Source organism: Cognatundibacterium crateris (assembly GCF_010078235.1).
Taxonomy (GTDB): domain Bacteria; phylum Pseudomonadota; class Gammaproteobacteria; order Burkholderiales; family Burkholderiaceae_D; genus Undibacterium; species Undibacterium crateris.
Window position 1 is genome coordinate 208,389 of the sequence record NZ_JAABOS010000004.1, and the last position, 18,894, is coordinate 227,282.

The following is an 18,894-nucleotide window of genomic DNA, read 5'->3' on the forward strand; positions in this document are numbered from 1 at the left end:
GGCTGAATTATGGCAGAGCCCCGCAAGGATCGCATCATATGCTGTGTGAAACCCATCTATTTTGTAAAAAAAAACGATGTGTACGAATTCCATACAACATACATGTGATCTCTATGTCATCATAGCGAATTGAGTGTAGATCCGCATATCTAACAAAACGGAGAGACGAATGGGTATAGAAGTCAATTTCGAAGGCAAAATCGCGCTGGTGACCGGTGCTTCCAGCGGCTTAGGTGCACGCTTTGCCAAGGTGCTGGCTCAGGCTGGCGCTCAGGTCGTACTCGCTTCACGCAGAATAGACCGTTTAAAAGAGCTGCGTGCTGAAATTGAAGCCGAAGGTGGCGCCGCGCATGTAGTGGCATTGGATGTGACCGATTATGCCAGCATTAAGTCTGCCATCGCGCATGCTGAGACAGAAGCAGGTCCTATCGATATTCTGATCAATAATTCGGGCGTATCCACCACTCAGCGCCTGGTCGATGTGACGCCTGATGATTATGCCTACGTGATGGATACCAATCAGCGTGGCGCTTTCTTTGTGGCGCAGGAAGCGGCGAAGCGCATGATAGCGCGTCATAAAGGCGATCCGCGCAAGCAGCACCGCATCGTCAATATCGCCTCTGTTGCGGGTCTGCGCGTATTGCCACAAATTGGCATTTACTGCATGAGTAAGGCTGCCGTGGTGCATATGACCAAGGCCATGGCGGTCGAATGGGGTAAATACGGGATTAACGTGAATGCGATCTGTCCCGGCTATATTTCAACCGAAATTAATTCCGATTATTTCGACACTGAGCAGGGGCAAAAACTGATTGAATTGTTGCCGCGTCGCCGCGTTGGCAGCCCGGAAGACCTCGATGGCTTGTTGTTGCTGTTAGCGGCAGAAGAATCACGCTTCCTCAATGGTGCTATCGTGACTGCTGATGATGGATTGAGTGTGCAATGACAGAAGTGATTACTGAGCGTAAGGCGGCTGATAAGAAGCTGGTCTATACCGTCACTATTCCCATACGCTGGGGCGATATGGATGCGCTCGGCCATGTGAACAATACGGTGTATTTTCGCTTTATGGAGCAGGCCAGGATAGAGTGGCTGGCAATGATGGGATGTTTGCCTGACGAGAACGGCAATGGTGCTGTGATCGTCAATGCGCATTGCACCTTCAAAAAGCCGCTTAAGTATCCTGATCAGGTGGAGGTCTGTACCTATATCGCCGCATTAGGGCGAACAAGCTTTGAAACCATACAGGAGATGCGCTCAGTCAGTGGCGGCTACACCCTGTATGCTGAGGGGGGCGCCAAGGTGGTATGGGTGGACCGGCAGACTGAAAAAGCGACCGCAGTTCCTGAAGCGATACGACAAAAATTTAATGAGCTAAAGCAGGCTGGGCGGCGCCGCAGGACTTGATGCCCGCACAGGCGAAGGCCTGCGTTTCAACGCATGATGCCCAGCAGCTTATGTACCAGTTCACTCGAGGTCGCAGCGCTGAACTTTTTCATCAGTTTGGCTCTGTGCATTTCAACTGTGCGCGGACTCAGTTCAATTTGCCGTGCAATCAGTTTGCTGGTTTTACCCTCGACCAGCAAAGCAGCAATCTCTCTTTCTCTGGGCGTTAATTCTGCCGATACACTGCGTTTGGCGCTCAGATCCTCAAAGGTCCAGATGCCCGCTGCATGTGGGTGATCCTTTTGCAATCCACGCCCCGAGACATGACACCAGAATAAATCCTGATTGGCACGCTTCATAATTCTTTCGTCGGAATAGCAGCCCTTGGCATTGATGATGGGCGTGATTCTCGCGCCTGTGCGCTCAAACTCATCGCTGCTCGGATACAGTATCTGGAATGACGCACCAATGAGCTCATGTTTCGTATATCCAAACATCTCAGCCAAAGCCTCATTGCAGGCGTGGATCACCCGGTTTTGTGAGACGCACATCCCTATGGGCGCCAGTTGGAAAATCGTTTCAAAATCGATGGTTTGCATAGCTCTGACAGATAAATCCTGATGTGCTGCTTCAGTGGCCGGGCGTGCTCGAACGCTAGGTAGTTTTACGGTATTGCGGAGTATAACGCAGCAATCTATGCTGCATGGCTAAGATTATAAGACGTATCTTTTCTGATCCGGTGTGTGTATCGTTGCGATTGAATAGCTGCTCCATATGCTGCCGTTTTGACGAATTATCCTGAAGAGAGGGGACAAACATGAATAAAGTGTATCCTGATGCGACCACTGCGCTGGCCGGACTGGTTCAAGATGGGCAGACCATCGCCGTCGGCGGCTTCGGCTTGTGTGGTATTCCTGAGGCACTGATAGGCGCATTGCGCGATTCCGGTGTGACCGGTCTGACCGCAATTTCGAATAATGCAGGCGTGGATGGATTTGGTCTGGGTCAGCTGTTGACCACACGTCAGATTAAGAAAATGATTTCCTCCTATGTCGGGGAAAATAAAGAATTTGAGCGTCAATATCTGGCCGGTGAACTCGAACTGGAATTTACACCTCAAGGCACCCTGGCAGAAAAATTGCGCGCCGGTGGTGCCGGTATTCCCGCATTTTTTACTAAGACCGGCGTTGGTACTATCGTGGCTGAGGGTAAGGAAATCCGCGAATTCGATGGCCATCAATATGTGATGGAGCGCTCCCTGGTGGCGGACGTATCCCTGGTGAAGGCCTGGAAGGCAGATAAAGCGGGGAATCTGGTGTACCGCAAAACAGCGCGTAACTTCAATCCCAATGTGGCGATGGCAGGTAAGGTCACTGTGGTGGAGGTTGAAGTGCTGGTGGAAACCGGCGAGCTGGACCCGGATGAAGTGCATACACCAGGTATTTTCGTACATCGCATCGTTGTGAATGCGCAGCCTGAAAAGCGCATAGAACAACGTACAACGCGTCCAACTAAATAAGCCGGGAGATAAACATGGCGTGGAACCGAGATGAAATGGCAGCACGTGCAGCCGCAGAATTGCAAGACGGATTTTATGTGAATCTGGGTATAGGTTTGCCGACCCTGGTGGCGAATCATGTGCCGCAAGGGATGGAAGTCTGGCTGCAATCTGAAAATGGTCTGTTAGGCATAGGTCCTTTCCCTACCGAAGAGGAAGTGGATGCAGATTTGATCAATGCCGGTAAGCAGACCGTAACGACCTTGGCGGGATCTTCTATTTTTAGTTCTGCTGATTCGTTTGCGATGATACGCGGCGGTAAAATCAACCTGGCGATTCTGGGGGCGATGCAGGTCAGTGAAAAGGGTGATCTGGCGAACTGGATGATCCCAGGCAAAATGGTCAAGGGCATGGGTGGCGCTATGGATCTGGTTGCCGGTGTAGGTCGTGTCGTAGTGCTGATGGAGCACGTCGCCAAAGGTGATGCGCCTAAAATTCTGCATCAATGCAATCTGCCACTGACTGGGGTTGCTGTGGTCAATCGCATCATTACCGATCTGGGTGTGATTGATGTGACCCCGGCAGGCTTGAAAGTCGTTGAGCTCGCCAGCGGTGTGAGTGCAGAAGAAATTCAGGCTAAGACCGAAGCAAAGCTGGACCTCAGCGCCGTACAATAAACTGCGTTGTCAGTGAAAAAAAAGCCAGTCCGGATGACCCGTACTGGCTTTTTTGTTAGTGACGCTGCGGACCTTATTGTGCGACCCAGCCACCATCCATATTCCAGGCCACGCCACGAATCTGGGTTGCTGCATCGCTGCAAAAGAATACGGCCAAGGCACCTAATTGTTCAGGCGTGACAAATTCGCCGGACGGTTGTTTTTCAGCCAGCAGGGCTTTCTTGGCTTCTTCATTGCTCAGATTGTCTTTGGCAGCACGCGCGTCTACTTGCTTTTGCACCAGTGGTGTTAATACCCAGCCAGGGCAGATCGCATTACAGGTTACACCAGTCTGCGCAGTTTCCAATGCGGTCGTTTTAGTTAATCCTATTAATCCATGCTTGGCAGCGACATACGCCGATTTTTGTGCCGAGGCGACTAAGCCATGCACGGAAGCCAGATTAATAATGCGGCCCCAGTTTTTCTCCTTCATATAGGGCAAAGCCAGGCGCGTGGTATGAAAGCAGGAGCTCAGATTAATCGCGATAATCGCATCCCATTTTTCGACCGGAAAATCCTCGATTGCGGCGACATGCTGTATGCCAGCGTTATTAACCAGGATATCGACGCCACCAGCTCGTGCAGTGGCATAGCCCATCATGTCGACAATTTCACTTGCTTTGCTGATGTCTGCACCGTGATAGCCGACATCGACACCGAATTCAGTTTGCAGATCAGCCTGAATTTTTGCGATCTCGTTCGCATTACCAAAACCGTTGAGAATGAGATTGGCACCTTCTGCAGCCAGTGAGCGGGCGATGCCCAGTCCTATGCCTGAAGTCGAGCCGGTGACCAGCGCAGTTTTTCCACGTAAAGTTGAGGCAGACATGAACTCTCCTGAAAATTGATATTAAAGAAATGAGATTGAATGCGGATTAACAATGATTTTAAGCGCAACGATGGGTAAAATGGGAGTTTACTGTAACAGCTTAAGCGCTGTATCACTGACCAGTAGCACTGCAACGCATCTTTAACTCAACTTTCACCCAGCTTCATTTGATAAGGTCGCCCTATGTCAGCAGATCGTAAATATGTGCAATGCCTGTCTCCTGCCGGACTCCACAAGATGGCGTACCGGGAATGGGGTGATCCGTTAAATTCCCAGGTGCTGATCTGTGTGCATGGCGTGACACGGGTAGGGGATGACTTCGATGAGCTGGCCCGGCATTTTGCCGGCGAATACCGCGTGATCTGCCCGGATGTGGTGGGGCGTGGTTATTCTGATCGTTTGCGTAATCCGGCTTTTTACGTCTTACCGCAGTATGTGAGTGATATGGTGACCTTGCTGGCACGTAGCGGTGCGCAATCGGTAGACTGGATAGGTACCTCGATGGGTGGCTTAATCGGCATGGGCCTGGCTGCCTTAGAGGGGAACCCTATCCGTCAATTGGTGTTGAACGATGTTGGACCCACCCTGAATCCGGAAGCCATTGCACGTATCGGTTCTTACATCGGTCAGGATAGCCAATTTGCTGATTTTGAAGCAGGACTGGCGTATATCAAGGCGGTATCAGCGTCATTTGGACCGCATACCGATGCGCAATGGCGCAAGCTGGCACGGGATGTGCTGCGTGAAAATGCAGACGGTAGCTGGCGCAAGCATTATGACCTGGGCTTGGCTGAGCCATTTAAAGCGACCACGCCGGAGATGGCTATCGCAGGTCAGGCGGCTTTGTGGGCCGCCTATGATGCGATCCGCGCGCGCACCTTGCTGATACGCGGTGAATTGTCTGACTTGTTGTCACCGGAAACTGCCGCTGAAATGGGGTGCCGTGGGCCGCAGGCTCAACTGGCTGAGATCGCCGGTGTCGGGCATGCACCCACCTTACAAGATGCTGCGCAAATTCAGCTCATACAGGATTTTTTATCAGCATATGGAAAGTGAAATATGGAAGTTCAACGATTGCATGTAGGTCCACGTTTGTCAGAAACTGCCATCTATAACGGTGTGGTGTATCTGGCTGGACAAATTCCTGAAGACACTCAGCAAGATATCTACGGTCAAACTGCTGAAGTGCTTGGGCATGTTGATCGCTTGCTGGCAGAGGCTGGCAGCGACAAGTCGCGCATTTTGTCTTGTCAGATATTTTTGCGCAATATCAGCATGATAGGTGCGATGAATGAAGTGTGGGATCAATGGGTGGCGCAGGGCAGTTCGCCACCGCGCGCCACAGTTGAGGCGCGACTGGCTGATCCCGACTGGCTAATCGAAATCGTTGTTACGGCAGCGCAAAAATAAAGAAGAGTTTAGAAGAACATGGTTTCCATATCTGTCGCAATGTCCGAGTCGCAATTGCTGGAAGGCTTATCAGAGGCTGATAAGGACAGGCTGATTGCAGCACTGGAGTTTGTTACGCCGTATTATCAGGCGCGCTCTATCATTACTGAACAAAATGCCTTGCTGTTTGTGCGCGGTGTGGTATCTACGCTTGCCATGTTGCGCGCCGATGTGGATTCCCGGATCGCTGCATTGTTGTTTGAATTGCCTGATCTGCATCCTGAAGCGGCTAAGAAAATTGAAGCACTGTTCGGCAAAGAAGTGGATGAGCTGGTGACAGGCATACGTCGCCTGATGAAGTTGCGTGAAGCGGCATTGACGCAACATGAATTTGGCAATGGTAAGGATGCTGTAGAAAAGACTGCGGCGCAGATGGAGACCTTGCGTAAGATGGTGCTCGCAATGGCGAACGATATGCGCGTGGTGTTGATACGTCTTGCCTCCAGAGTGACTACCTTACGTTACTTCGCTGAGTGTAAGCGCGAAGATGGCGCTGCTCAGCAATACGCGAGTGAAACCATGGACTTGTATGCGCCATTGGCCAATCGCCTCGGTATCTGGCAATTGAAGTGGGAGCTGGAAGATTTGTCGTTTCGCTTTCTGGAGCCAGCTCAGTACAAGCGTATCGCCAAAATGCTGGAAGAAAAGCGCGTTGAGCGCGAGAGTTTTGTCGTGAACGCGATTGCGCGCCTCAATGCAGAGTTAAAGCTTTCAGGCGTTACGGCAGAAGTATCCGGTCGCCCCAAACACATCTTTAGTATCTGGAAAAAGATGAAGGGAAAATCGGTCAATTTTGATGAGTTGTACGATGTGCGCGCCTTCCGTGTGATCGTCGATGATATCAAGGATTGTTATACCGTTTTGGGTATCGTGCACAATGCCTGGGCGCCGATTCCTAAAGAGTTTGATGACTATATTTCTCGCCCCAAGTCTAACGGCTATAAATCTTTGCATACAGTGGTTGTGGTTGAGGACGGGCGCCCTCTGGAGGTGCAGATACGCACCAGAGAGATGCATCAGTTTGCTGAGTATGGTGTGGCAGCCCACTGGCGTTATAAAGAAGCCGGTGGCTCCAACTTCACGGCTCAGGAATATGATGAAAAGATTGCCTGGTTAAGACAACTGTTGGCCTGGAAAACCGATGTCACAGATGTGGTGGTGGAGCAGGAGGATGTGCAGCGTGAATGGGTGGAAAGGCTGAAGTCTGCCACTCTGGATGATCGCATCTACGTGTTGACGCCGCAGGCCAGAGTGATTGAGTTGCCAAATGGCGCAACGCCGGTGGATTTTGCCTATCAGTTGCATACCGATGTGGGGCATCGCTGTCGTGGTGCGCGCGTCGATAATGTGATGGTGCCGCTGAATACGCGGCTAAAGAATGGTCAGACGGTAGAAATTATTACCCTCAAGCTGGGATCTGCTCAAGCCGGGCCTTCACGTGACTGGCTGAGTCCTGAGTACTCGTCTGGCACCCGTACGCGCACCAAAATTCGCGCCTGGTTTAATGCGATAGATCAGCAGGAAACGCTGGCAAATGGACGTGCACTGGTCGAGAAAACCTTGCAGCGAGAAGGGAAAACGGCGGTCAATCTGGAGGAGCTCGCACGTAAACTCGGCTTTGCTGCGCTGGATGAGTTCTTTTTGTCGGTCGGTAAGGATGAATTCAGTCTGCGTCAGGTAGAGACTGTTTTGCGAGACAACGCGGCAGTTGCAGAAGAGCTGGATGAGCAGGCCATCACCAATAAGAGCCGCGCGTCCAGTGTGACGCAGGGCGCTAAGTCAGGCGTGTTGGTGGTGGGTACGGATGGCTTAATGACGCAGCTGGCACGCTGCTGTAAGCCGGCTCCCCCAGATGATATCGTGGGCTTCGTCACGCGCGGTAAGGGCGTGTCTATCCATCGGCTCAATTGCAAAAACTTTGGTGAAATGCGCAACAGGGCACCTGAGCGGGTGATCCAGACCACCTGGGGCGATGGGGGTAAAGATACCGTTTACCCGGTTGATATCTATGTCATGGCACAGGACAGACAGGGCTTGTTGCGGGATATTTCTGAAATTTTTTCGCGTGAAAAAATCAATGTGATCGGTGTTAATACCCAGAGTGCAAAATCGCAGGCGCGTATGTCGTTTACGGTGGAAATCTCAGGTACGACCCAATTGCAAAAGGCGCTGAGCGTGATTCGTGAAGTGGGTGGGGTGCAGGAAGTGCGCCGTCAATAAGCGGTTTTTACGCGGGCTTTCTGCTCTCTGCGCTAGCCTGAACTGGCTGGACAAGCAAAAAAGTGCTTGGGGGGACTAGCAATATTCATACATGCTCTGCTATACTTCGGTTTCTTTAGACGCGTAGCTCAGCTGGTTAGAGCACTACCTTGACATGGTAGGGGTCGTTGGTTCGAGTCCAATCGTGTCTACCACAGATTTAGAAGTTTAACTTCTTAGATAAGAGCGAGAAAGGCATCCTGGTTATGACACCGCGAACTACCACTAACATGGTTTGGGAGCGACTCTAGTCGGGGATCTTTTTCGTCTGAATCAAATTAGAAAAAGCACGGCTAGCCGTGCTTTTTTTTCGTCCAGATTTTTTCAAATTTTCAATTACACATTTTCGGCAAACTTCTGCCACTTTGGAGAGTGACATGGTCTCAGTAAAACTTCCTGATGGTTCGCAACGTCAATTCGATGCGCCAGTGACGGTTGCGCAAGTGGCTGCCAGCATTGGTGCTGGTCTGGCTAAGGCAGCGCTGGCCGGGCGTGTGGATGGTCAATTGGTAGACACCTCGTTTCTGATTGAAAAAGATGCAGAGCTGGCGATTGTGACTGATAAAGATGCGGATGGTCTGGATGTGATTCGTCACTCGACTGCGCATTTGCTGGCTTATGCGGTAAAAGAATTGTTTCCTGATGCGCAGGTAACCATAGGTCCGGTCATTGAAAATGGCTTTTACTACGACTTTTCTTACAAGCGTCCATTCACGCCTGACGATCTGGTGCTGATTGAAAAGAAAATGCAAGAGCTTGCTAAGAAAGATGAGCAGGTGGTACGCAAGGTGGTTCCGCGTGATGAAGCGGTGGCTTACTTCAAATCTATCGGTGAGGCCTATAAAGCGGAGATTATCGCCTCCATCCCGGCTGATCAGGATGTGTCGCTCTACACGGAGGGTAATTTCACGGATCTGTGCCGCGGCCCTCACGTACCATCGACTGGCAAGTTGAAAGTATTCAAGCTGATGAAGCTGGCGGGTGCTTACTGGCGCGGTGATTCTAAAAACGAAATGCTGCAACGTGTTTATGGCACAGCTTTCGCAAAAAAAGAAGATCAGGAAGCCTATCTGCATATGCTGGAAGAGGCGGAAAAGCGCGATCATCGTAAATTGGCAAAAGCGCTGGATTTATTTCATTTCCAGGATGAGGCGCCAGGCCTCGTGTTCTGGCATGCCAAGGGCTGGACTATCTGGCAACAAGTTGAGCAGTACATGCGCAAGGTTTATCAGGAATGTGGTTACCAGGAAGTGAAGGGCCCACAAATTCTGGACAGTAGTCTGTGGGGTAAAACCGGTCACTGGGATAACTACAAAGACAATATGTTTGTCACTGAGTCGGAAAACCGTACTTATGCGTTGAAACCCATGAATTGCCCTGGGCATGTGCAGATTTTTAATTCCGGCATGAAGAGCTATCGCGATTTGCCGCTGCGTTTCGGTGAGTTTGGTCAGTGTCACCGGAATGAGCCGTCCGGTGCCTTGCATGGCATTATGCGCGTGCGCGGCTTTACCCAGGATGACGGTCATATTTTCTGTACTGAAGAGCAGATTCAGTCTGAGGTGATGGCCTTCCATCCGCAGGCAATGAAAGTGTATGCGGATTTTGGCTTTGAACAGATTTCTATCAAGTTGGCATTGCGTCCGGACAACCGTATCGGTAGTGATGAGGTCTGGGATCGCGCCGAAGAAACCTTGCGTGCCGGTTTGCGTGCCTGCGGTGTGGAATCGTGGGAGGAATTGCCGGGCGAAGGGGCTTTCTATGGTCCTAAGATTGAGTATCACCTGAAAGACAGTCTGGGTCGCCCATGGCAGGTCGGTACTATGCAGGTGGATTTCTTTATGCCAGGTCGTCTGGGTGCAGAATATGTGGCGGACGATAATAGTCGCAAAGTACCGGTGATGTTGCATCGTGCCATCGTGGGCTCGCTGGAACGCTTCATCGGCATGTTGATTGAAAATCATGCTGGTGCGATGCCACTGTGGTTGTCTCCATTGCAAGTTTCTGTGCTGAATATTTCCGAATCGCAAGCTGAGTACGCCCAGCATGTTGCAGAAATCCTGAAGAAACAAGGATTTAGGGTAAATACTGATTTGCGCAATGAGAAAATAACCTATAAAATACGCGAGCATTCTATACAAAAAATGCCTTATATCATTGTTGTCGGTGATAAAGAGCGGGATGCAAACACCGTAGCTGTGCGTACGCGTGGCAATCTGGATCTGGGCGTAATGCCTATTGATACCTTCATTTCCCGTCTGCATGACGAGATAGCAACTAAGGTTTGACAGATGCGCGGCAATCTTCCCTTTTGGCAAGATCGCACGGTAAAGATTTTATTTTTTTAAAGGAAACTGCAATAGCTACCGAAAGAACACATCGTATCAACGGTGAAGTTACCGCGCCTGAAGTGCGCTTGTCTGGCGTTGATAATGAACCTCTGGGGATCGTCAAACTGAGTGAGGCTTTTCGCTTAGCCGAAGAGGCCAATGTGGATTTGGTGGAAATTGCGCCAAACGCGCAGCCACCAGTTTGCCGCTTGATGGATTACGGCAAGTTTAAGTACCAGGAGCAGAAAAAAGCTCATGAAGCCAAACTGAAACAAAAAGTCATTTTGGTGAAAGAAGTGAAATTCCGCCCGGGTACAGACGATGGTGATTACAACATCAAACTGCGTAATCTGGTCAAGTTCCTTGATGAAGGCGATAAAACCAAGATCACATTGCGCTTCCGTGGTCGTGAAATGGCGCATCAGGAAATTGGTATGCGTATGCTGGAGCGTCTGAAAGCAGATCTCGAGCCTTACGGTCAGGTAGAGCAGTTTCCTAAGATGGAAGGGCGCCAGATGGTTATGATACTGGCACCGAAAAAGAAAAAATAAGCTGTATTTAAAGCTTATAGTTGAATTCAGGTTTTGTGGGGCTCGCTTTGGCGGGCACTACAAGATCCGGTCCACAGACCGGGTCACAATAAGTGAGAAGTAGGCATCCAAGAGTAGCGATCGTTGCTGCCACCTACCATCATATAAAATTGGAGCTGTCGTAAAAGACAGATAGTGCTATGCCAAAAATGAAGACGAAAAGCAGCGCGAAAAAGCGCTTCCGCGTCCGTCCAGGTGGTACCGTTAAACGCGGTCAGGCTTTCAAACGTCACATTCTGACTAAGAAAACCACCAAAAACAAACGTCAATTGCGCGGTGCTGTAGGTGTTCATGACACCAACATGGTTTCCGTTATGCGCATGATGCCAACTGCTTAACCTCATACTCATTATTTAAGGAGTAATTATGCCTAGAGTAAAACGTGGGGTTACAGCTCGTGCCCGTCATAAAAAAGTACTGAACCTTGCAAAAGGTTACCGTGGTCGCCGTAGTAAAGTATTCCGTATTGCTAAGCAAGCAGTTATGCGCGCTGGTCAATACGCATACCGCGATCGCCGCAACAAGAAACGTGTATTCCGCGCTCTGTGGATCACACGTATCAATGCAGCGACACGTCAACACGGTATGACTTACAGCGTATTCATGAACGGCCTGAAAAAAGCCGCGATTGAACTCGACCGTAAGGTATTGGCTGACATGGCAGTGACTGACAAACCAGCATTTGCTGCGATTGTTAATCAAGTCAAAGCCAACCTGGCAGCGTAATACAGTATCAGTAGTTGATGCAGTCTGTACGCAGACTGCATCTATCAAGCGGGGCAGAGGTTGATTCCTATGCCCCGTTTTGTTTTCAGCTCATTATTTCAGCTTCTATGTAAGCGGGAACAACGCATGAACCCATTAGATCAAATCGTCAGCCAGGCATGTGCTGATTTTCTGGCGGCCGTGGATGCCGCTGCACTGGAAAATGCTAAGGCCTTATACCTGGGCAAAAGTGGCCAGATTACCGAACAGATGAAGAGCCTGGGGAAATTATCCCCGGATGAGCGTAAGACACAGGGCGCCATTATTAATGCCGCCAAAGTGCAGATAGAAAATGCCTTGACTGAGCGCCGTGAAGCCTTGGCCAATGCACAATTGCAGGCGCGCCTGAGCGCGGAAGCAATTGATGTGAGCTTACCCGGCCGTGGTCGTGGCGTTGGTGGTATCCATCCCGTCATGCGCACCTGGCAAAGGGTGGAAGAGATTTTCCGTTCTATCGGTTTCGACGTGGCCGACGGCCCGGAAATAGAAACTGACTGGACCAATTTTACTGCGTTGAACAGTCCGGAAAACCATCCGGCCCGTTCTATGCAGGATACCTTCTATGTGGATGGTAACGATAGCCAGGGTAAGCAGTTACTCCTGCGTACTCATACCAGTCCTATGCAAGTGCGTTACGCGCGCATGAATAAACCGCCGATCAAGGTGATTGCACCGGGTCGTACCTATCGCGTTGACAGCGATGCGACTCACTCGCCTATGTTCCATCAGGTCGAGGGCTTGTGGATAGCAGAAGACATCAGCTTCGCCGATTTGAAAGGCGTGTATCTGAATTTTGTGAAAGCCTTTTTTGAGACAGACGATTTGCAGGTGCGTTTCCGTCCGTCTTATTTCCCATTCACTGAACCTTCTGCGGAGATTGATATTGCCTTTGGCAGTGGTCCATTGAAAGGCCGCTGGCTGGAAGTATCCGGTTCCGGTCAGGTGCATCCTGCGGTGATCCGTAACATGGGTCTGGATCCTGAAAAATACATAGGTTTCGCGTTTGGTTCGGGTCTGGAGCGTCTGACGATGTTGCGTTACGGCGTCAATGATCTGCGTTTGTTTTACGAGGGCGATTTACGCTTCCTGAAGCAATTTAACTGAACTAAGACCCATGCAAAACGCTTACGGTGTTTTGTGGCCGCTGGCGGCAGTAGTGACGCCAGCTTTGCCAGATCCGCCGGAGCAGCGTTGCCTGAGTCTTATGATGAAATCTAAATCAATCTGAATCAATCTGAGCGCGGCGCGTTCAGACACCCAACATTAGACGGCTGAATTATGCAATTTTCTGAAAACTGGCTCCGTACTATGGTCGACCCGAAGATGACTTCGGATGAGTTGTCCCATTTGTTGACTATGTCTGGTTTAGAGGTGGAAGAGGTGGAGCCGGTCGCTCCTCCTTTCACTAACGTCGTGGTCGCCGAGATCCGCGAAATCAACAAGCATCCGGATGCAGATCGCCTGAATGTGTGCCAGGTCGATGTCGGTACCGGTACTTTGCTCAATATCGTATGCGGTGCACCCAATGTGCGTGTCGGCATGCGTGTTCCTTGTGCCATGGCTGGTGCTGTATTGCCACCTGGTCCGGACGGTAAGCCTTTCCTGATTAAAGTCGGCAAGCTGCGCGGTGTCGAGTCGCAAGGCATGCTGTGTTCTGCGCGTGAGTTGAAATTGTCGGAAGACCACGGTGGTTTGATGGACCTGCCATCGGATGCGCCGGTTGGTCAGAATTTCCGTGACTACTACCAGCTCAATGATCTGAAATTCACCATCAAGCTCACACCAAACAAGGCAGACTGCCTGTCTGTACTGGGAGTGGCGCGTGAAGTGTCTGCATTGACCGGCACGCCTATGCATCTGCCGACCACCAAAGAATTGCCAGTCACGCTGACTGAAAAATTAGCCGTCAAGGTCAGCGCACCTGATCTGTGTGGCCGCTTCTGTGGCCGTGTGATCCGTGGTGTGAATGCGAAAGCGGAAACCCCGGACTGGATGAAGCAGCGCCTGGAGCGCAGTGGCCAGCGCCCGATTTCTGCCTTGGTAGATATCTCGAATTATGTAATGCTGGAATTGGGTCGTCCTACCCATGTGTTCGACCTGGATAAAATCCAGGGCGGCCTGGAAGTGCGCTGGGGTAAGGCCGGTGAAACGCTCAAACTCTTGAACGGCAATACCGTGGATGTGGATGAGTGGGTCGGTGTGATTGCGGATGAAAAAGAAATCGAATCGCTGGCGGGTATCATGGGCGGTGACTCAACAGCCGTTACGCTCGATACTCAGAACATCTATCTGGAAGCCGCTTTCTGGTGGCCTTCTGCGATACAAGGACGTGCCCGTCGCTATAACTTCTCTACCGATGCTGCGCACCGCTTTGAGCGTGGCGTAGATTTCGAAAACATCGTTGAGCATATCGAGCGTATCAGTGCACTGATCGTTGAAATCTGCGGTGGTATTGAGCAGGTCAAACTGGGTCCGGTGGATGATCAGATCATACAATTACCACAGCGTAGCCCGGTTAAACTGCGTACTGCACGTGCTCAGAAAGTGATAGGCGTTGCGCTGACAGATGCGCAGATCGCTGACATCTTTACCCGTCTGAACCTGCAATTCACACATCAGGATGGTGAGTTCCTGGTGACGCCGCCTTCATATCGTTTTGATATAGAAATCGAAGAAGATTTGATTGAAGAAGTCGCCCGTGTGTATGGCTTTGAAAATATCCCGGCACTGCCACCGGTCGCAGCGAATGCGATGTTGGTTGCGCCTGAAAATCAACGCTCCTTATTCGCTATCCGCCGCCTGATCGCCGATCAGGATTACCAGGAAGTGATTAACTATAGTTTTGTAGAAGAAGCCTGGGAAAAAGATTTTGCCGGTAATGCTGCACCAATACGCGTCGTCAATCCTATCGCCAGTCAGATGAGTGTCATGCGCACGAATTTGCTGGGCAGTCTGATTGCAAACGCCAGATACAATCTGAACCGTAAAGTGAGCCGTGTCCGTATTTTTGAAATGGGCGCTGTCTATTTGCGTGATGCAGCCGTACAGGATGGTCCTTTAAGTGTCGCTGGCTATCATCAGCCTAAGCACTTAGCTGCATTGGCTTATGGCCCGGTAGCCGAAGAGCAATGGGGCATGGCAGCACGCAATGCCGACTTCTTTGATGTGAAAGCAGATCTGGAAGCCTTGTTTGCGCCGCAGACTTTGAAGTTCGTGAAAGACGAGCATGTGGCGTTGCATCCTGGCCGTAGTGCACGTATAGAGCTGGCTGGCAAAGCTATCGGTTTTATCGGTGAATTGCATCCGCGTCTGCAGCAGAAGTATGATTTGCCGCTGGCACCGGTTGTGTTCGAGGTGGAGATCGCCGCCTTGCAAACTGTACAAGTGCCTATGTATCAGGAGATTTCGAAATTCCAGGCCGTGTCACGCGATCTGGCACTGGTGGTGAAACAAGATATTCCAGCCCAGAATCTGGCAGATGCTTTCGCTGCAGAAATACAAAAAAATGCGGCTTGCCATATCGTGCAGTCTGTCACTTTGTTTGACGAATATCGCGGTAAAGGTCTGGCAGAAGATGAGAAAAGTCTTGCTTTCCGGTTTAGCTTGCAAGATACTCAATCTACTCTGCAGGACGATCGTGTTGAAGCCGCGATGACAGCTTTGACGGCGGCGGCTGCAGCGCAGTATGCTGCGAAATTGCGTTAAGTTCTTGCTTGTGCTGTTACGTAAATGAGAGAAGTTTGATAATGAATGATGTACATTCCGCTGAATTTCAGTCAGTACTGGATGCGGATCTGAATCGTGCCATGCAGGCGGCCAGAGCGCGCTCGCAGGCGGAAAAAGAATTACCTACCCTGACCAAGGCTGAATTGGCTGAGCTCCTGTTTGAGCAGGTTGGCCTGAACAAGCGTGAAGCCAAGGATATGGTAGAGACTTTTTTCGTTGAGATCCGTGATGCGCTGGAGCGCGGCGAAGCAGTCAAATTATCGGGTTTCGGTAATTTTCAGTTACGTGACAAGCCTCAGCGTCCGGGGCGTAATCCCAAAACTGGCGAGGAAATTCCGATCACGGCACGCCGTGTCGTGACTTTCCATGCCAGCCAAAAGCTTAAAGGTATGGTTGATGAAACCAGTGGGCAAAACCTTGCTCACGCTGCTTAATGTGAATGTATGACGGAAATCAGGATAGAAACTCAGGCTTTGCCCGCTATCCCGGCAAAGCGTTATTTCACGATCGGCGAAGTCAGTGAGCTTTGTGGCGTCAAGCCGCATGTGCTGCGTTACTGGGAGCAAGAGTTTTCCCAGCTCAAACCGGTCAAGCGACGCGGTAACCGACGTTACTATCAGCACCACGAAGTTCTGTTAGTGCGTCGCATCCGTGAGTTGCTGTACGATCAGGGTTTCACCATCAGTGGCGCAAGAAACAAACTGGGTTCTCATGGCGGGCGTGCTAACGCGCAAGCAGAGGCGCCAGTGGAGCCACAAGTCAATCTGCATCAGATCCGGGATGAGTTAAAAGCGGTGCTGGCTTTGCTCGGCCGCTAAAACTGACCCGCTAAAGAAAAACGGTACTGTGTTTTCAGTACCGTTTTTTTATGTCCTTCAATGCTTGAGTTCTCAGAACTTCATGATCTGGCGATACTCAGTTTTTGATGTCGTAAAGCTGCCTGGCGGCCGCTGTGTTTCCGGGGTGTTGCAGTATGTGCGATCGTTGCGGCTGCATGTTCCTGAATACGGAAGGCGCTGACTGCCTTGCTGAGTGTTGCTGCATTTTGCTCTAACTGTTCAGTAGAGAATTTTGCCTGTTCTACCAGGCTGGCATTTTCCTGGGTCAGCTGATCGATGCTGCTGATCGCGTTATTCACGCTGGAAATGCCCGCGCTTTGTTCCTGGCTGGCGTTCGCCACGTGATGAATCAGGCTGGCTACCTGTTCCACATTCTCGGCAATATCCTGCATGCTCTTGCCAGCGCTATTGATCAGGGTGCTGCCTTTTTTGACTTCTGCACCCGAAGAGTCGATCAGATGTTTGATTTCCTTGGCGGCGTTTGCACTGCGTTGGGCGAGGTTTCTGACTTCGCTCGCCACCACTGCAAAGCCGCGTCCTTCTGGCCCGGCGCGAGCGGCTTCAACTGCCGCGTTCAGGGCCAGAATATTGGTCTGGAATGCAATGCCATCCATCACGCCTATGATTTCTGATATCTTTTTGGAGCTGCTGGTGATGCTTTGCATAGACTCAATGGCACTGCTCATCACATGCAAGCCTTCCTGCACACTTTGTGCAGAGCCGCTGACTAACTGACTTGCCTGCGCCAGATTCGCTGCATTGTCCCTGGTGGTAGTCGTCAATTGCTCCACTGCGCTGGCTGTCTCTTCGAGTGAGCCAGCCTGACTTTCAGTGCGGCCCGACAAATCACCGTTATCCTGGTGAATTTTCTTGGCGATGGTATCGATGCTATCGGCGTTGAGTCGTATATCTGCAACCAGGCTGCCTAGGCCGCTCTTCATCTGATTAACGGCGCTCAGCAGCTGAGAAATCTCGTCTTTACCGGCTTGCACCTGTTCCGGTACCAGATCGCCGGAGGCGGTTTTTTGTATACTTGCCGTTAGCTGCAGGATGTCGCGTGACAGTGCAAAATAGATCCCGGCCAGTAAATAAGTCGCTACCGCGATCAGTACAAAAATTCCGGCAAACATGCGGTAAATTTTCCAGTCCAGCGCAGTCACTACTTGTGCCAGCCTGTTTTGTATTAAAGCAGCAAGCTTTCGGTTTTGCTCAGCAATCTGATTCGCTGCCCCGGTTCCTGCAGTGTAAAACTCTGAACCCGAGCTTTGATTCACTGAGGCCAGTACTTCATCCTGAGCGCGCGCGAAAAATTTGTCACTCTCCAGCAGCGCGGTCCGTATTGCCTGCAATGCTGGCTTGAGTTCGCTTTGTTCTTGCTCCAGTGTGCTTATCTGTTCCAGCAATTGTTTTTGCTCAGACTTGACGTTCATGAGCAGGGAATTCAGCATCACATCTTCTCCCGCTTCGAACAGACCGCTATCGATATAAGCAGCGCCGCGTGCGGTCATCACCATCAGCTTTTCTTCTGTCGATGGAAGTGAGCGTAACTGTATATTTAACAATTGATTGGTCGTGATATCGGCATCCAGATTCAGCTTGCTATCATTCGCCAATTGACGTGACAACTGGTCAATTTTCTCCAGAAACTGGTTATGGTTCTGAAAATTTTGTGCTGGCTTGCTGCTGCTTTGGGCTGTGATCAGACTTTGCCAGTCCGTTTTGAGTTTGTCCGGCAGTGATGAAGACTGCAATTGCTCATGAATTTGCTTTTCCAGACTATTGAGTTTTTCGGTGACTTGCTTATTGCCCTGAGCTTGCATGTGACTCAGTGCGCGATGCTGCCGTATGCCGGATTGAATCTGGTTATTTGTCTGGATTTCGGTCAGTGCAGTGAGCTTTTTATGTGCAATCGCACCCTCGGTGCGCATTTCCATGAACAGCAAACCGACGACGATCAACAGTGGGATAGCAAAGCTGATGGCGACAAAGGCGACCTTATGCGTAATGCGAAAGCCTTGCATAAGACGCATAGCGGGGGATAGCAGCGTGAGTAGGGCGGTTGTCATTGCGGATTTCTGTAAAGGGTAAAACTTGATTTTAGGCAATATTAGTTACGAAATGTTACAGTGCTATGACAGTCAAGCGCCTCAATTGGAAATTGCGAAGGTGGGTATTTGACAGATATTCTGTATTGCTGAAGTGGTCTGCTGCAGGGCTCGCTTTCCCTGAAATTGGTTCGAGGGAAGGTGTTGGGTAAATAGGGGAGTGGTATGCCGTGGGCGTAACCGTGGCCAGGTGAATAAAAAAATCGGGAAAAGCTGGCCACAACTTTTACCCTGAGAATTTTTTACTCAGGTTACGCAGCCTCTGAAGCAGGCCAGGCATACCAATGATAAACAATGAATACTACCGGGGAGATGCCGCCATACTGAAACAGACTGGCTGCGGTGTCTGATTATGCCGCCTGAGCGGCTGATGTGACTTGGCGTGGAATACTGATCAGATAT

The 18,894-nt window shown here is 50.6% G+C and carries 18 protein-coding genes and 1 tRNA gene; 16 read left to right on the forward strand and 3 right to left on the reverse strand.

What is annotated here, in order from left to right; genetic code table 11:
- The first annotated feature begins 169 nt into the window (after positions 1-169).
- Positions 170-946, forward strand: coding sequence for an SDR family oxidoreductase (locus EYB48_RS09415; RefSeq protein WP_162020089.1), 777 nt, complete (start codon positions 170-172; stop codon positions 944-946).
- Positions 943-1,407, forward strand: a complete 465-nt coding sequence (locus EYB48_RS09420) for an acyl-CoA thioesterase (protein WP_162020090.1) — start codon at positions 943-945, stop codon at positions 1,405-1,407. The genes EYB48_RS09415 and EYB48_RS09420 overlap by 4 nt, the downstream gene beginning before the upstream one ends.
- Positions 1,408-1,433: 26 nt before the next feature.
- Here EYB48_RS09420 and EYB48_RS09425 read toward each other — a convergent pair whose 3' ends face one another.
- On the reverse strand, positions 1,434-1,985 hold the full coding sequence (locus EYB48_RS09425) for a LuxR C-terminal-related transcriptional regulator (RefSeq protein WP_162020091.1): 552 nt from the start codon (positions 1,983-1,985) through the stop codon (positions 1,434-1,436).
- Positions 1,986-2,203: 218 nt separating this feature from the next.
- Here EYB48_RS09425 and EYB48_RS09430 point away from each other — a divergent pair, with 218 nt between their 5' ends.
- Entirely contained in the window at positions 2,204-2,905 is a 702-nt protein-coding gene (locus EYB48_RS09430) for a CoA transferase subunit A (protein WP_162020092.1), read from the forward strand.
- A gap of 14 nt (positions 2,906-2,919) precedes the next feature.
- On the forward strand, positions 2,920-3,561 hold the full coding sequence (locus EYB48_RS09435) for a CoA transferase subunit B (RefSeq protein WP_162020093.1): 642 nt from the start codon (positions 2,920-2,922) through the stop codon (positions 3,559-3,561).
- 73 nt (positions 3,562-3,634) lie between these two features.
- On the opposite strand, the gene EYB48_RS09440 is transcribed toward EYB48_RS09435, so the two are convergent.
- A complete protein-coding gene (locus tag EYB48_RS09440) occupies positions 3,635-4,429 on the reverse strand; it encodes a 3-hydroxybutyrate dehydrogenase (protein ID WP_162020094.1) in 795 nt (264 codons plus the stop codon).
- Positions 4,430-4,612: 183 nt separating this feature from the next.
- Between EYB48_RS09440 and EYB48_RS09445 the strand changes: the two genes are divergently transcribed.
- The 12 genes from EYB48_RS09445 to EYB48_RS09500 all read left to right on the forward strand — a co-directional run bounded on the left by EYB48_RS09445 (position 4,613) and on the right by EYB48_RS09500 (position 16,366).
- Positions 4,613-5,485: an alpha/beta fold hydrolase gene (locus tag EYB48_RS09445; RefSeq protein ID WP_235935009.1), complete on the forward strand. Its 873-nt coding sequence runs from the start codon at positions 4,613-4,615 to the stop codon at positions 5,483-5,485.
- A 3-nt stretch (positions 5,486-5,488) separates the two neighbouring features.
- Positions 5,489-5,839 carry a RidA family protein gene (locus tag EYB48_RS09450; RefSeq protein ID WP_162020095.1) on the forward strand — a complete coding sequence of 117 codons (351 nt, stop codon included), beginning with the start codon at positions 5,489-5,491 and terminating at the stop codon, positions 5,837-5,839.
- Between the two features lie 18 nt (positions 5,840-5,857).
- A complete protein-coding gene (locus EYB48_RS09455; RefSeq protein ID WP_162020096.1) occupies positions 5,858-8,098 on the forward strand; it encodes a RelA/SpoT family protein in 2,241 nt (746 codons plus the stop codon).
- A gap of 117 nt (positions 8,099-8,215) precedes the next feature.
- Positions 8,216-8,292, forward strand: a tRNA-Val gene (locus EYB48_RS09460).
- 222 nt (positions 8,293-8,514) lie between these two features.
- Positions 8,515-10,425: a threonine--tRNA ligase gene (gene thrS, locus EYB48_RS09465; protein WP_162020097.1), complete on the forward strand. Its 1,911-nt coding sequence runs from the start codon at positions 8,515-8,517 to the stop codon at positions 10,423-10,425.
- Positions 10,426-10,475: 50 nt separating this feature from the next.
- Positions 10,476-11,018: a translation initiation factor IF-3 gene (gene infC, locus EYB48_RS09470; RefSeq protein ID WP_328823359.1), complete on the forward strand. Its 543-nt coding sequence runs from the start codon at positions 10,476-10,478 to the stop codon at positions 11,016-11,018.
- A 179-nt stretch (positions 11,019-11,197) separates the two neighbouring features.
- A complete protein-coding gene (rpmI, locus tag EYB48_RS09475; RefSeq protein ID WP_162020098.1) occupies positions 11,198-11,395 on the forward strand; it encodes a 50S ribosomal protein L35 in 198 nt (65 codons plus the stop codon).
- A gap of 28 nt (positions 11,396-11,423) precedes the next feature.
- Positions 11,424-11,783 carry a 50S ribosomal protein L20 gene (rplT, locus tag EYB48_RS09480; protein WP_162020099.1) on the forward strand — a complete coding sequence of 120 codons (360 nt, stop codon included), beginning with the start codon at positions 11,424-11,426 and terminating at the stop codon, positions 11,781-11,783.
- A gap of 126 nt (positions 11,784-11,909) precedes the next feature.
- Positions 11,910-12,926, forward strand: a complete 1,017-nt coding sequence (gene pheS, locus EYB48_RS09485) for a phenylalanine--tRNA ligase subunit alpha (protein ID WP_162020100.1) — start codon at positions 11,910-11,912, stop codon at positions 12,924-12,926.
- 174 nt (positions 12,927-13,100) lie between these two features.
- On the forward strand, positions 13,101-15,527 hold the full coding sequence (gene pheT, locus EYB48_RS09490) for a phenylalanine--tRNA ligase subunit beta (RefSeq protein WP_162020101.1): 2,427 nt from the start codon (positions 13,101-13,103) through the stop codon (positions 15,525-15,527).
- Positions 15,528-15,568: 41 nt separating this feature from the next.
- A complete protein-coding gene (locus EYB48_RS09495; protein ID WP_162020102.1) occupies positions 15,569-15,982 on the forward strand; it encodes an integration host factor subunit alpha in 414 nt (137 codons plus the stop codon).
- Between the two features lie 9 nt (positions 15,983-15,991).
- Positions 15,992-16,366: a MerR family transcriptional regulator gene (locus EYB48_RS09500; protein ID WP_162020103.1), complete on the forward strand. Its 375-nt coding sequence runs from the start codon at positions 15,992-15,994 to the stop codon at positions 16,364-16,366.
- A gap of 80 nt (positions 16,367-16,446) precedes the next feature.
- Here the strand turns inward: EYB48_RS09500 and EYB48_RS09505 are convergent, their stop codons facing one another.
- Positions 16,447-18,453, reverse strand: a complete 2,007-nt coding sequence (locus EYB48_RS09505) for a methyl-accepting chemotaxis protein (protein WP_162020104.1) — start codon at positions 18,451-18,453, stop codon at positions 16,447-16,449.
- Positions 18,454-18,894 lie beyond the last annotated feature (441 nt).